At 47.9% G+C, this 14,202-nt stretch carries 11 protein-coding genes; 10 read left to right on the top strand and 1 reads right to left on the bottom strand.

The genetic code is table 11. The annotated features are described in order from the left end of the window. Positions 1-35 precede the first annotated feature (35 nt). The 10 genes from NQ544_RS01345 to NQ544_RS01300 all read left to right on the top strand — a co-directional run bounded on the left by NQ544_RS01345 (position 36) and on the right by NQ544_RS01300 (position 12,567). Positions 36-2,330, top strand: a complete 2,295-nt coding sequence (locus NQ544_RS01345) for a S9 family peptidase (protein WP_040553200.1) — start codon at positions 36-38, stop codon at positions 2,328-2,330. Between the two features lie 275 nt (positions 2,331-2,605). After that, positions 2,606-3,874 carry a phosphoribosylamine--glycine ligase gene (gene purD, locus NQ544_RS01340; protein WP_006847735.1) on the top strand — a complete coding sequence of 423 codons (1,269 nt, stop codon included), beginning with the start codon at positions 2,606-2,608 and terminating at the stop codon, positions 3,872-3,874. A gap of 19 nt (positions 3,875-3,893) precedes the next feature. Next, positions 3,894-4,841, top strand: a complete 948-nt coding sequence (locus NQ544_RS01335) for a hypothetical protein (RefSeq protein WP_006847736.1) — start codon at positions 3,894-3,896, stop codon at positions 4,839-4,841. Next, positions 4,838-5,290, top strand: coding sequence for a YqaA family protein (locus NQ544_RS01330; RefSeq protein ID WP_006847737.1), 453 nt, complete (start codon positions 4,838-4,840; stop codon positions 5,288-5,290). Before NQ544_RS01335 ends, NQ544_RS01330 begins: the two co-directional genes overlap by 4 nt. A gap of 48 nt (positions 5,291-5,338) precedes the next feature. Further along, complete coding sequence (locus NQ544_RS01325) at positions 5,339-6,244, top strand: metal ABC transporter solute-binding protein, Zn/Mn family (protein WP_006847738.1); 906 nt, start codon at positions 5,339-5,341, stop codon at positions 6,242-6,244. A 13-nt stretch (positions 6,245-6,257) separates the two neighbouring features. After that, entirely contained in the window at positions 6,258-6,959 is a 702-nt protein-coding gene (locus NQ544_RS01320; RefSeq protein WP_006847739.1) for a metal ABC transporter ATP-binding protein, read from the top strand. Positions 6,960-7,125: 166 nt separating this feature from the next. After that, entirely contained in the window at positions 7,126-10,560 is a 3,435-nt protein-coding gene (locus tag NQ544_RS01315; protein WP_006847741.1) for a glycosyltransferase family 117 protein, read from the top strand. Positions 10,561-10,633: 73 nt separating this feature from the next. Beyond that, positions 10,634-11,245, top strand: a complete 612-nt coding sequence (locus NQ544_RS01310) for a polysaccharide deacetylase family protein (protein WP_006847742.1) — start codon at positions 10,634-10,636, stop codon at positions 11,243-11,245. A 48-nt stretch (positions 11,246-11,293) separates the two neighbouring features. Continuing rightward, positions 11,294-12,037, top strand: a complete 744-nt coding sequence (locus NQ544_RS01305) for a hypothetical protein (protein WP_006847743.1) — start codon at positions 11,294-11,296, stop codon at positions 12,035-12,037. Positions 12,038-12,225: 188 nt separating this feature from the next. Then, positions 12,226-12,567 (top strand): hypothetical protein, encoded by a 342-nt coding sequence (locus tag NQ544_RS01300; protein WP_006847744.1) that lies wholly within the window; start codon positions 12,226-12,228, stop codon positions 12,565-12,567. Between the two features lie 193 nt (positions 12,568-12,760). Here NQ544_RS01300 and NQ544_RS01295 read toward each other — a convergent pair whose 3' ends face one another. After that, positions 12,761-14,185 carry a hypothetical protein gene (locus NQ544_RS01295; RefSeq protein ID WP_208855001.1) on the bottom strand — a complete coding sequence of 475 codons (1,425 nt, stop codon included), beginning with the start codon at positions 14,183-14,185 and terminating at the stop codon, positions 12,761-12,763. Positions 14,186-14,202: the final 17 nt, after the last annotated feature.

The raw sequence follows: 14,202 nt of genomic DNA, 5'->3' as shown, positions 1-14,202 counted from the left end.
GCATGGGTGTTAAACCCGATAAAGTAAAGAATATAATGAATCTGAAGAATTCAATTTATAAATTATCTTTTGCTGCTATGATCATGATGGCTATGAATGCAACCGACTTACAGGCTCAGGGCGTGGTTCCTGCTCAGAAAGGCGAGAAAACCTTTACATTGGAAGACCTGAACTTCGGCGGCAACAACTATCGTAACATGGTAGCTAAGAACCGCTGGTGCACCTGGTGGGGCAATGAACTCGTTCGCCAGGATGTGGATGCCTGCTATCTCGTCAACAAGACGACAGGCAAGGAGACCAAACTCTTCGGCATCAATGACATTAACCAGTGGATTGCTCCTACCAAAGACATCAAGGTAAGAGCCCTCTACAATGCTCTCTTCCCTTTTGCAGGCAAGAGCATCGTGATGGTAAGCAACGGCAGCAAGACTTATACCGTAGACTTCAAGAAGCATAAGCTGCTGAGCGAGATGGATTTTGCTGACGGCGAGAACCTCCTGGAGGCCAACGCCCAGCAGAACGCCTTCGCCTATCTGAAGGGCAGCAACCTCTATGTACGTACCTTCGATGTAACCAGCAACGCCCTGACAAAAGAGAAGAAATCTCACGATTTCCAGCTCTCAAAGGACGGAAGCCGCGAAATTGTTTATGGACAGAGTGTTCACCGCGATGAGTTCGGTATCAGCAAGGGAACCTTCTGGAGTCCGAACGGCGAACTGCTCGCCTTCTATCGCATGGACCAGAGTATGGTAACCGACTATCCGCAGGTCGACATCCCAGAAATCGGTTTCAATCATTCTGAAACACAGAGTTGCATTGCTACTCCTGCACCAGACAAGTATCCGATGACTGGCGAGACATCACACAAGGTAACCGTAGGCGTGTTCGACTGCATGACCGGCAAGACCATCTATCTGAAGGCTGGCGATCCAACCGACCGCTACTTCACCAACATCGCATGGAGTCCGGACAGCAAGACCATCTATATGTTCGAACTGAACCGCGACCAGAACGACTGCCGTCTGACTGCCTACAATGCAGAAACCGGCGAGAAGACAGGCGAACTCTATCGCGAGACCGATGAGAAATATGTAGAACCATGTCATCCTATCCAGTTCCTGCCTTGGGACAGCAACAGCTTTATCATGCAGAGCCGCAAGGATGGCTACAACCACCTCTATCTCTGCACCCTGGGCAAGCACAGAAGCCGCATGGCCAGCAACACGGAATCGCTTGAAATCAAGCAGTTGACTTCCGGAAAATGGGAGGTGATGGAAGTGCTCGGCTTCAACACCAAGCGCAAGAGTATCATCATCGCATCCAACGAGAAATCGCCTATCCAGAGAAACATCTTTGCCGTAGATACAAAAACCGGCAAGCGTACGCTGGTAGATGATTGCGGCAAGGGATGGCACAGCGCCACTTTGAGCGAGAACGGACAGTATGTCTTCGACAACTACTCTACTCCTACCGTTCCTCGCAAGATTGCCCTCGTGAATACCGAGAACGGCAAGCGCACCGCTTACTTCACAGCCGAGAACCCTTGGAAGGGCTACAATGTGCCTGAGTACAGCTGCGGTACCATCAAGGCTGCCGATGGCGAAACAGACCTCTACTGGAGAATGGTGAAACCGGTAAACTTCGATCCGAACAAGAAGTATCCTACCATTATATATGTATATGGTGGTCCTCATGCCCACAACGTAGATGCACGCTGGAACTACTCTAGCCGTGGTTGGGAAACCTACATGGCAGAAAAGGGTTATCTGCTCTTCATCCTCGACAACCGTGGAAGCGAGAACCGTGGCAAGGCTTTCGAGCAGGCTACTTTCCGCCAGCTCGGACAGATTGAGATGCAAGACCAGATGAAGGGTGTGGAATATCTGAAGACGCTTCCTTATGTAGATGCTGACAAGATTGGCGTTCACGGCTGGAGCTTCGGCGGATTCATGACCATCTCACTGATGACCAACCACCCTGATGTGTTCAAGGTAGGCGTAGCAGGCGGTCCGGTAATCGACTGGCACTGGTACGAGGTGATGTATGGCGAGCGCTATATGGACACCCCACAGACCAACCCAGAGGGTTACAGGAAGACCTCTCTGCTCTATCAGGCAAAGAACCTGAAGGGCAAGCTGCAGATTATCCAGGGCTTGAACGATGTGACCGTAGTGCCACAGCACTGCCTCACCTTCCTCAAGGCTTGCATCGCAGCAGGCACCCAGCCAGACTTCTTCGTCTATCCTGGCGAGCCTCACAACATGAGAGGTCATCAGAGCACTCATCTGCATGAGCGCATCAGCAATTATTTCTTCGATTATTTGAAATAACAAATTCAAGTTTCGCAAGTGGTTCAAGAACGGGCTGAAGGCCCAAAAGCTCCTAGCCCAGGGCATCGCCCTGGGTATAATGGCAATCAGTAAGGCGCCCTGTAAGGGCAAAAGCTTTATGTTTTGTCTGGAGTTTTAAAGCTTTTGCCCTTACAGGGCGACAGGTTTGCGTCCGTAATTACCCAGGGCGATGCCCTGGGCTAGGGGCTTCTGCCCTTTCAGGGCGTGTGGGGCTTACTTGCGAAAGTTTAGTAACAAACAATAACTTACAGCAAATGAAAATTTTATTGTTAGGAGGCGGTGGCCGCGAGCACGCCTTAGCATGGAAAATCGCTCAGAGCGAGAAGTGTGAGAAACTCTTCATCGCTCCTGGTAATGCCGGTACTCAGAATGTCGGCGAGAACGTAGATATCAAGGCAGACGACTTTGAGGCGCTCAAGAACTTCACAGTAGAAAATGGCGTTGATATGGTGGTAGTTGGTCCGGAAGACCCATTGGTAAAGGGTGTTTACGATGACTTCAAGAACGATCCTCGCACCCAGAACATCCCTGTCATCGGTCCATCAAAGGCTGGCGCCGTACTGGAAGGCAGCAAGGACTTCGCCAAGAAGTTCATGAAGCGCCACAACATCCCTACTGCCCAGTATGAGACTTTCGACGGCGAGCACGTAGAGGAAGGCTTGAAATTCCTGGAGACACTGAAGGCTCCTTATGTATTGAAGGCTGACGGTTTGTGCGCCGGTAAGGGCGTTCTCATCCTCCCTACCCTGGAAGAGGCTAAGAAAGAGTTCAAGGAGATGCTCGGCGGTATGTTTGGCAACGCTTCTGCACGCGTAGTCATCGAGGAATTCCTCAGCGGCATTGAGTGCTCTGTATTCGTATTGACCGATGGCAAGAACTACAAGATTCTGCCTGAGGCTAAGGATTACAAGCGCATCGGCGAGCACGATACCGGTCTGAACACTGGCGGTATGGGTAGCGTTACCCCTGTACCATTCGCTACCAAGGAGTGGATGCAGAAGGTTGACGAGCGCATCATCCGTCCTACCGTAGAGGGACTTGCTGAGGAGAACATCGACTATAAGGGATTCATCTTCTTCGGTCTGATCAATGTAGAAGGCGAGCCTATGGTCATCGAGTACAACTGCCGTATGGGTGACCCTGAGACTGAGAGCGTGATGCTCCGTCTGAAGAGCGACATCGTGGATCTCTTTGAGGGTGTAGCAGCAGGCGATCTGGACAAGCGCAGCATCGAGTTTGATGAGCGTGCAGCAGTCTGTGTGATGCTCGTAAGCGGCGGTTATCCAGAGGCTTACAAGAAGGGGTATCCTATCCAGGGCATCGATGATGTAGAAGGTTCGGTAGTATTCCACTCCGGTACAGCCATGAAGGATGGTCAGGTAGTAACCAACGGTGGTCGTGTCATCTGCGTAAGCAGCTACGGCAAGAACAAGGAAGAAGCCTTGAAGAAGAGCTTTGCTGAGGCACAGAAGATCCAGTTCACCGACAAGTACTTCCGTTCTGATATCGGACAGGACCTTTAGTTTTTTAATGTTGAATTAGATGTTAAGAAAGAAAACTTTTCAAAATAAAGTAGCGGCTAGCCGCTACTCTTTACCTATTACTGCAACCCTTGCCACACTGGTTTGGGTTGCAGTAGGTTTATTGGTATCCAATATCTGGGTAGAATTTGCTTTCACAGCCATGTCTACCCTGCTGATGGTGGAACTGAACAACCGTAATGCCCTGATGCGTACCTACAGCCGAATGGTATCCTGCAGTTTTCTGGCATTAATGACGATGGCAGGACTCCCCCACCTCTCTTTAAAAAGCAGTATTGTGACGATGTGTTTCATCGCCTTTTATCTCATTATCTGGAATTGCTATCAGGATAAACGCTCTACAGGCTGGACTTTCTACGCCTTTGCCTGCATCGGTCTGGCATCGATGGTTTTCGTGCAGATAGGCTATTTCATGCCTATCCTATGGATTATGATGATGGTGTTTACCCTCTCGTTTAGCGTAAAGACATTCTTTGCATCCCTGGTAGGTCTCATCGTGCCCTATTGGTTTGCAGCCGGTTATTTCTTCTATACCGACAACATACAGGGGCTGGCTGACCACTTCTGTGAATTCATCAACTACAGCGAACTCTTTGATTATTCACAGGTTACCGACCATCAGATTCTGAACCTGAGTTTCGTTATCCTGCTCACCATCATCGGTTCCATCCACTTCATACGCACCAGCTACGGCGATAAGATACGAACCCGCATGATCTACGAAACGTTTATCATGATATCGGTTGCCTGCATCATCTTCATCGTCCTCCAGCCTCAACATATACAGGAACTGGGCGGCATCCTGATTGTGAATACAGCACCGCTTATCGCCCATTTCATCACATTCACCAGAGGTAAGTTTACCAACATCTCCTTCATCCTGCTGCTCATCATGCTGGTACTTATCATGGCTTACAACATACTCGTACCAGAGAGCATATTACTATGAGTTGGATTATAGATTTCTTAATGAGCTGGGGCTACTGGGGCATGCTGGTATCAGCCTTCCTTGCCGGCAGTTTCTTTCCCTTCAGCAGCGAGGTGGTCATGTCGGGCTTACAGGCTGCCGGACTGGAACCTATCCAGCTCGTACTGTATGGAAGCATCGGCAATGTGCTCGGTTCTATGTTCAACTATGGCGTAGGACGGATGGGCAAGCTGGAATGGATTGAGAAATATCTGCATGTAAAGAAAGAGAGTCTTGACAAGGCTCAGAACTTCATGGCCGACAGAGGAGCCTGGATGGGATTCTTCGCCTTCCTGCCCCTGTTGGGAAGTGCCATCACCATCGTTTTGGGACTGACGAGAGCCAACATCGTGATTTCTGTCATCAGCATCACCATCGGAAAGGTGTTGAGATATGTACTGCTGGTTTACGGACTCAGTTTTATCTTTTAAACAAGCTGCAAAGAAAACAAAGAATTGATTTATATAGATTGACTGCTTATGAGAAAGTATTTATACCTTATTATATTATGCGTGGTTTTCGCGGGCTGTAAAGGCAGCCAGCAGAAAGGCAACACCGCAGAAAGTAACGGAAAGGAATCTGTCGCCAACAGCGATGGCAAACCTACAGTTACCGTAACCATCCCTCCCTACAGGTTTTTCGTTGATAAGATTGCCAGAGATAAGGTGGATGTCAACGTGATGGTATCCAACGGCAACAATCCTGAAACTTACGAGCCTTATGCCCAGCAGATGATGGAACTCTCCAGGAGTACCCTCTATCTGAAAGTGGGAAGCATCGGTTTCGAACAGACCTGGATGAAGAAGCTGCAGGACAACGCTCCTGACATGAAGGTGATAGATACCTCCACAGGCATCACGCCTGCCAAGACACCAGGCGGCAATACCGACCCGCATGTATGGATGAGTTGCAAAAACGCCCGCATCATCTCCAGCAACATCTTCAAGGCACTCTGCCAACTGGAACCGGAAAACAAGGCATTCTTTGAGAAGAACTATCTGTCGCTGCTGAAGATCATCGATAAGCGAGACAGCACCATCAGAGAGGGTTTCAAGAATCATCCCGAGATGGTACGCAAGTTTGTGATCTATCACCCTATCCTCACCTACTTTGCCCGTGATTACCAGCTGGAGCAGCTTGCCATAGAGGAAGAAGGCAGGGAGCCTAGTGCCGCCCAGCTGAAGAGCCTCATCCAGAGAGCAAGAAAAGAGAAGATCAAATATTGCCTCATACAAGCAGAATTTGCCAACCGCAACACCACAACTTTCATCAACGAAAGCCACACCAAGCCAATGAATATCAACCCATTGCAAGGCGATTGGAACTGGGCGATGCAGGAAGCGGCAGCAGCGGTACAAGGCAAGAAAATCGTTGTTGGGAAGTAAAAACTACAATAATATGACTCCAATCATAAAAATCGAGCATCTTTCGGCTGGTTACGAAGGCAAGGAGGTGCTCCACGATATCAACCTCACCGTCTACAAAGACGATTATCTTGGCATCATCGGTCCCAACGGTGGTGGCAAGACAACCCTCATGCGCCTCATTCTGGGACTGATGAAACCCACAGACGGCAGCATCCGCTTTTATAAAGATGGGGAGGAAGTAAGGGAAATCAGTATGGGATATCTGCCCCAATACAACCATCTCGACAAACAGTTCCCTATCTCCGTTTATGAAGTGGTACTCTCAGGACTCAGCAAGACCAAAAGTCTCTTTTCGAGATACACCCAGGCACAGCACCAGCAGGTTCTCGACTGTCTGGAACAGATGCAGCTCACGGAGTTGAAAGACCGTCATATCGCAGCCTTGAGCGGCGGACAGTTGCAGCGAGTACTCCTCGCCCGCGCCATTGTTTCGAAACCCGATGTAGTGATACTGGATGAGCCCAACACCTACATCGACCGCCGTTTCCAGAAGCAGATGTACGAGATGCTGGAACAGATCAACCGGGAGTGCGCCATTATCATCGTAAGCCATGATGTAGCCGAAGTGCTCAATAACGTAAAGCACATCGCCTGCGTAAATCATCATCTCCACTACCACGATACGGCAGATATGCCGAGAGAGAAACTGGAAGAGCATTTCTTAAATGTATAGGCTTATTATATAATAATGCCTAAAAAACAGGTGCAAAAATCCATATTATCTCATCTTTTTATTATCTTTGCAACTGGAATGTGCCTTTTTGAAAGGCACAGAGAAAGCATTCAGAAACAGAGAAAGCATTCAGAAAGAAATATAATACATTAAAGTTTAAACAATAATGAAACAGTACAGATTAGTGGACAATATCTTCGGATGGGTCGCATTCATCATTGCGGCGTTCACTTATTGTTCCACAATTGAACCGACAGCCAGTTTCTGGGACTGTCCTGAGTTTATTACGACTGCTTACAAGCAGGAGATCGGTCACCCACCTGGGGCACCATTCTTCATGCTTTTAGGCAATTTCTTCACACATTTCGCCAGCGACACTACCCAGGTAGCCAAGATGGTAAATACGATGAGCGCCCTGCTGAGCGCCGTCTGTATCATGTTCCTCTTCTGGACCATCACCCACCTGGCTCGCCGACTCGTCATCAGCGACTGGAAAGAACTGACCACCAGCAAGCTGATTGCCATCGAGGCATCCGGTATGGTGGGCGCACTCATCTACACCTTCAGCGATACCTTCTGGTTCTCTGCTGTCGAGGGTGAGGTTTATGCGTTCTCTTCTGCCTTTACCGCTGTGGTATTCTGGCTGATATTGAAGTGGGAAGACCATGCTGACGAGCCTCATAGCGACCGTTGGCTTGTGCTCATCGCCTATATGACCGGTTTGAGTATCGGTGTCCACCTGCTCAACCTGCTCTGTATCCCAGCCATCGTATTGGTTTATTACTACAAGAAGGTGCCACATGCCAACCTCAAGGGCTCGCTCCTGGCGCTGTTCCTTTCATTCCTCGTAGTGGTAGCCGTACTGTATGGTGTGGTTCCTGGTATTATCACCGTAGGCGGCTGGTTCGAGCTGTTCTTTGTCAACACCCTCGGCTGTCCGTTCAATACCGGTGAAATCGTATACATCATCTGTCTTGTAGCCTCTGTCATCTGGGGCATCTACGAGACCTGTAATGCATCAGAGAGGAACGAGAAGAAGCAGAATATCGCCTTCGTTCTCGGTTTCGGCATGCTCGGCATCCCATTCTACGGATATGGCTGGACAGCTGCCATCACCGGTATCATCGTGCTGGTTATCCTCTGGTTCGTACTCGGCTACAAGCGCAAGCAGGAAGTAGTAACAGGCGTTGACGAATCTACAGGCATCGCCAAGAAGAAGATGCAGCTCCTGCCGCTCATCTCAGCACGCGTCAAGAACACAGCCTTGCTCTGCATGCTGATGCTGATGATTGGTTATTCCAGCTACGCACTCATCGTGATCCGCTCTTCTGCCAACCCTCCTATGGACCAGAACTCTCCTGAGGACATCTTTACCCTGGGAAGTTATCTGAGCCGCGACCAGTATGGCGACCGCCCTCTGTTCTATGGCCAGGCTTATACATCACAGGTAGCCCTCGAAGTAGACGGCAACATGTGCAAGCCTGTCATGAAAGAAGGCGCACCGGTTTACCAGCGCAAGGAGAAGGCTTCGGCTGATGAGAAGGACTCTTACTTTGTAGTAAGTCACAAGAATAAGTATATTTATGCCCAGAACATGCTCTTCCCTCGTATGTACAGTTCGGCTCATGCCCAGGCATACGAAGACTGGATGGGCGGTGTTGAAGGCACAGAGATTCCTTACGACCGCTGCGGAGAGAGTATGATGGTGAAGATGCCGTCACAGTTTGACAACATCCGCTTCTTCCTCTCTTACCAGTGCAACTTCATGTACTGGCGCTACTTCATGTGGAACTTTGCCGGCCGTCAGAACGACATCCAGGGCAATGGTGAGCCAGAGCACGGAAACTGGATTACCGGTTTCTCATTCATTGATGATTCACTCTATGGCGACCAGAGCAAATTGCCAGACGATCTGAAGGCGAACAAGGGCCACAATGTATTCTACTGCATGCCGCTGATTCTCGGTCTCATCGGACTTTTCTGGCAGGCTTGGTATACCCGAAAGAAGAAGGTAATGAAGAACGGCAAGGAAGAGGAAGTGCTCATCCCTATCGGAATCCAGCAGTTCTGGATTGTATTCTTCCTGTTCTTCATGACAGGTCTTGCCATCGTCATCTACCTGAATCAGACACCTATGCAGCCACGTGAGCGTGACTATGCTTATGCCGGCTCATTCTATGCATACGCTATCTGGTGCGGTCTCGGCGTACTCGCCATCATCGACATTCTGAAGCGCAAGATGAAGCTCAGCGGTACTGCCGTAACAGCCATCGTAGCAGTCATCACACTTCTCGTACCTATCCAGATGGCATCACAGACCTGGGATGATCACGACCGTTCAAACCGTTACACCTGCCGTGACTTCGGTCAGAACTACCTGATGTCACTCCAGGAGAAGGGCAACCCTATCATCTTTACCAATGGTGATAACGATACCTTCCCACTCTGGTACAACCAGGAGGTAGAAGGCGTTGGAACAGATGCCCGCGTATGTAACCTGAGCTACCTGCAGACCGACTGGTATATCGATCAGATGATGCGTCCTGCATACAACTCACCATCTGTGCCAATCACCTGGCCACGTCTCGACTTCTGTTCAGGTACCAACGAATATGTATCTGTTGAGCCTGAGGCAAAGAAGCAGATTCTCGACTTCTACAAGCAGGATCCTGAGAACGCCAAAAAGCAGTTTGGTGACGAACCGTTCGAGCTCAAGAACATCCTGAAGAACTGGGTACGCAGCAAGAACCCTGACATGCACTTCATCCCTACGGACACCCTCTATGTCACCATCGACAAGGAGGCTGTAAAGAAGAGCGGCATGATGATGGCATCAGATTCTATTCCAGACAAGATGGTCATCTCGCTTGCCGGCAAGAGCGCACTCTACAAGGGCGACCTCATGATGCTCGAAATGCTGGCACAGTGTAACTGGACCCGTCCGCTCTACGTAGCACTCACCGTAGGCGAAGAGAACTATATGAACCTCGGCGACAACTTCGTACAGGAGGGACTTGTGAACCGTATCACTCCGTTCACCACCAACAAGCCAGGTGCCAAGAACTTCGATACAGAGAAGGCTTATCACAACATCATGACCCGATTCAAGTTCGGCAACCTGAAGCAGAAGGGACTCTACATCGACGAGACAACCATGCGTATGTGCTATACCCACCGTCGCCTGCTCGCCCAGACAGCCCTCCAGCTCATCGCCGAAGGCAAGAAACAGAAGGCTATCAATATTCTGAAGAAGGCTGATACCGAGATTCCTGCCTATAATGTTACGCTCGACTACATGAGCGGTGGCTTGGATATGGCTCGCGGCTGGCTGATGACCGGTCAGAAAGCCAAGGGTAAGGAATATATAGAAGCGGTATGGAAGAATGCTTCACAATACCTCAACTACTATCTCTCGCTGCCAAACGACCGTTTCCTCCAGGCAGAGCACGACTGCATCCGTCAGATCATGATCATGCAGAGCATCTGCGAGGCTGCCGGAATGGTGAGTCCACAGTTGGAGCAGAAGTATGAGAAGCAGCTCAACAACCTCTACCGTCTCTATCATGGCAGAGGTGGCAGAATGCCGGAAGGCAATCAGTAAAAAATAGAAAAAAGTTTGGTGTCGCGAAACACGACACCAAACTTTTCATTATTCATATAAACCTGTTTTATCCATGTTCATAGAGCAACCAGCCAAATGGCTCAGATGGTTATATCCAAAGGCCATCTGGAGAATGGACAAGAAAGACCATTCTGTCTATCTTACATTTGATGACGGTCCGATTCCTGAGTCAACTCCATTCATCTTAGAGACCCTGAGAAAGTACAATATCAAGGCTACTTTCTTTATGGTAGGCGAGAATGTATTGCGCCATCATGACCTCTACAACCAGATTGTGGCAGAGGGTCATCAGGTAGGCAACCATACATTCAATCATATCGGTGCCTTCAAGCACCGTGTCATCTCCTACGTGCTCAACACCAATAAGGCGAACGATATCATCCATGCCCATCTCTTCCGTCCACCTCACGGCTGGATGCGACCAAGTGAGTATTGGTGGCTGCACCGCACTTACAAGGTCATCATGTGGGACGTGGTGACGCGCGACTATTCCAAATGGATGACGGCAGAAGATGTGGTGAACAATGTGAAGCGATATGCCCGCAATGGCAGCATCATCACCTTCCACGACTCGCTGAAGAGCATTGAAAAGCTGAAGACAGCGCTCCCTCAGGCCATAGAATGGCTCATGGAACAGGGGTATGAATTTAAGACTTTTGAATAAGAAGCTGTTATTCCCAAACAGGAACAGCCCAATAAACACAGACAAGAAATGAGCAAAAGAATCAACAGTTATCAGGCAGTAGCTGCATTTGTAAGAGGTTTCTTCGAAGCCTACGCACGTGGCATCATCGATGCTACCATCGAAGGCAATGACTTCAGTAAGAAGAACGACCCGAAACAGATCAAGCAAATGATGCTGGAGCACTATGGCGAGGTAAACCAATACTTCTTCGACATCATGTTCTCTATCCTCGTACGCCTCAACTACAAGACTGCCGAGGAAGCCAACGAGCGCATGAAGAAGAACTTCGACAGCATGAAACAGGCTGACCCGACCTTTGAGCCAACCATGCTCGACTACCTGCGCATAGCCTGCAAATCGAACCAGCTTTACAAGGCTATGGAGTCAGAATACAAGCGCAACTTCACCTGGCTTCTTCAAGGCAAGTTTACCACACTTGAAGAGCATGTACGCGATTACACCCACGGCATTCTCATCAGTCTTGCTGACGAGCCGATGGCCATCCATCTCCTGGTCCGCATCATCGTAAAGGCATACGCAGCCGGACTGAAATGTGGCAGCAAGGAGGGCGAACAGCACCAGCTCCACATGCCTACCCTTCACGGCATGTTGCTGAACAATGTCAACATCCTACTCAACGAGACTCCGCTCAAGAGCAGCACCGAAGATCCTGTTGCCCTCTTCAAGGAGGCATGCAAGAATGAAGAAGAAAACATCAACGTTCTTTTCAACACATTAAACGATGCGATGAAAGAACTGGCAGAAGAATAAGAGAAAAGAACAATTTCCTTCGCCTCATTGTCACCGATTACAACCTCGGCAAACTTTGGTTTGCTGTTTAATTGTTTCTTGCCTTGTACCATAATTTGAATAATTTAAAATTATGGTGCAAAGGTACATTGCTAATGCCATAATCTTATCTCCTATTATTTAGTTTATATTTCTGCCGCAAGCCACAGATGATCAATAAGATTTGGGCACAGGCTGGCATGAAGGCGTTGGCAGAGATAGCAGACATCTATCCACGTATGACGAGCATTCACGACAGCAGCCTATTTGACGGTAGCTTTGCAATGGATTCTATCAATCATGGCGATAAAATTATCTATTGTGCAATGTACCTGTACATCGGCTACGTCAACGAGGCTACCAACTTCGCTGAAAGCCAAAGTGGCGGTGACAGCGATACCAAAGACTGGGGACGTGAGAAGGACGAAGATGAGATAGAATGGATAAGAAGATACTTGCAACAGGCAACAAAGATAATGAAGCCTATGAAGAGGAAAGGCTTGAGTAGATAAAATATTAAGGGAGGAGCGCATTCGAACACGCCCCTCCCAAATTATTTTACAACTCGCAATAATCTTGCGAATCACTATCCTTAGTAACGACTTGAATAGTGAGACGAGTGTGAACTATGTGAGTTGTGAGAACTTTGTGAAGAATGAGAACTGTGCGAATAGTGAACTGAAAAGAGAAACAACATCAGTACCATTATTCTACTATAGGCTTTACATTTCTATAATTAGGCATACATTGACCTATCGAAGCACCAATATAGGTCGGATCACAAATATAGAAAGCCTTGCCTTTGTACATATATCCATCTCCATTCATCTGAGAGGTAGAGAAGTTTACGGCAGTACATTCATGCCCAGGATACTGTACGAGGTGTACGTCAAGTCCCAAGACGTTACGCACAAGAAATGCAAACAAAATGGCTCTGTCTTCGCAGTCGTTCTTTGGATAATAAAAGTTTTCTTCTATGAAATATGGCTTCTCATATCCATGTTGTTCTCCGTCTGTAGCATAGCCAAAAGCATATTGTACGAAATGAAGGATTTTACTGACCGATTCCTTTTCTGAGCAACCTCGTATTTGTTCACTTACTTGTGCAAGTAAAGACTGGTGGAAGTTAGCATCAATAGTTGACATGGCATAAAAAGGAATATCCATCTGTGGGTAATGGCGGACGGCCTCCATAGTTCCCTCATCAACAAAACCTTGTAATGAGATTTTGCCATCACTCATACTAAACCTATGTACCACACCTGTCTTTATCCCTATATTTCCACCTCTAATGGTTAAGTCTATATTGCGCCCTTTGTCTGTTTCGTCGGGCAAACGACATGTATAAACTCCAGCATTTTGAACCTTGCTTGTTGAATCGTCATAAAAGGCATAATATTTTTTACCATCAATAACAAGATAGCTTCGCTCATATACCTGTTGATTGAATGGAACCAACAATAAAAGTTGATTTCCGCAACTTGCCAATCGAACATCATATCCCATATTTACGAGGAGAAAATGCTGCAATACTATTTTACTTGCGGAATTCTTACACGATGCTTCCGTGTAGTTTCTGACGAGCTCAAATGTAAACCAATCGTTGAGACCATACATCATTGCCAATGATTGTAAAGAGCGAATAATGTCTTTCATTACTCTATCTTGTCGGTAGGCGTCCCAAGCCTTTGCTATTGCTTGATGTTCAACACCTTTAACCGTTTGCACATGACATAAAACTGTACTTAACTTCATGCCATAAAAGGAAAACGACATATTCGGCAAAGTACTGGGTGCAATAGGCTTCACTGGTATAGGATCATCTGTTGGCACTGGTTGCATTGTGGGCTTTACCTCTGGGTCAGATTGAATTGGAGTGACATCTTGGGGCTTTACGTCAGCCTTTGGTGCTATTGACGGTTTTGGTTTTTTGTTTCTCCTGATTCCTCTGAACTGCTCGTATTCAACCCAAACACCTTGGAGATATTCTGCATAGTTTTCCAATATCGTTTCTCGGAAGCTATCATAACTACCAAGCACTCCTTTACGGAATGCTTGATAGTCTGAATATGTATTTTGTGCCATCATCGCAGAAGAGCACAACAATAATATAAAAAAGTACTTACGCATAACAGTCATGTTGTATT

The sequence above is a fragment of the Segatella copri DSM 18205 genome, from assembly GCF_025151535.1.
In the GTDB taxonomy this organism is placed as follows: domain Bacteria; phylum Bacteroidota; class Bacteroidia; order Bacteroidales; family Bacteroidaceae; genus Prevotella; species Prevotella copri.
This window is presented reverse-complemented; position numbering and strand designations above follow the sequence as displayed.

What these genes read in the sequence shown, in the direction of transcription:
- NQ544_RS01295 (WP_208855001.1), bottom strand. Translation starts at nt 14,185, where the DNA reads ATGCGTAAGTACTTTTTTATATTATTGTTGTGCTCTTCTGCGATGATG.
- NQ544_RS01330 (WP_006847737.1), top strand. Translation starts at nt 4,838, where the DNA reads ATGAGTTGGATTATAGATTTCTTAATGAGCTGGGGCTACTGGGGCATG.
- NQ544_RS01315 (WP_006847741.1), top strand. Translation starts at nt 7,126, where the DNA reads ATGAAACAGTACAGATTAGTGGACAATATCTTCGGATGGGTCGCATTC.
- NQ544_RS01325 (WP_006847738.1), top strand. Translation starts at nt 5,339, where the DNA reads ATGAGAAAGTATTTATACCTTATTATATTATGCGTGGTTTTCGCGGGC.
- NQ544_RS01345 (WP_040553200.1), top strand. Translation starts at nt 36, where the DNA reads ATGAATCTGAAGAATTCAATTTATAAATTATCTTTTGCTGCTATGATC.
- purD (WP_006847735.1), top strand. Translation starts at nt 2,606, where the DNA reads ATGAAAATTTTATTGTTAGGAGGCGGTGGCCGCGAGCACGCCTTAGCA.
- NQ544_RS01300 (WP_006847744.1), top strand. Translation starts at nt 12,226, where the DNA reads ATGATCAATAAGATTTGGGCACAGGCTGGCATGAAGGCGTTGGCAGAG.
- NQ544_RS01320 (WP_006847739.1), top strand. Translation starts at nt 6,258, where the DNA reads ATGACTCCAATCATAAAAATCGAGCATCTTTCGGCTGGTTACGAAGGC.
- NQ544_RS01305 (WP_006847743.1), top strand. Translation starts at nt 11,294, where the DNA reads ATGAGCAAAAGAATCAACAGTTATCAGGCAGTAGCTGCATTTGTAAGA.
- NQ544_RS01310 (WP_006847742.1), top strand. Translation starts at nt 10,634, where the DNA reads ATGTTCATAGAGCAACCAGCCAAATGGCTCAGATGGTTATATCCAAAG.
- NQ544_RS01335 (WP_006847736.1), top strand. Translation starts at nt 3,894, where the DNA reads ATGTTAAGAAAGAAAACTTTTCAAAATAAAGTAGCGGCTAGCCGCTAC.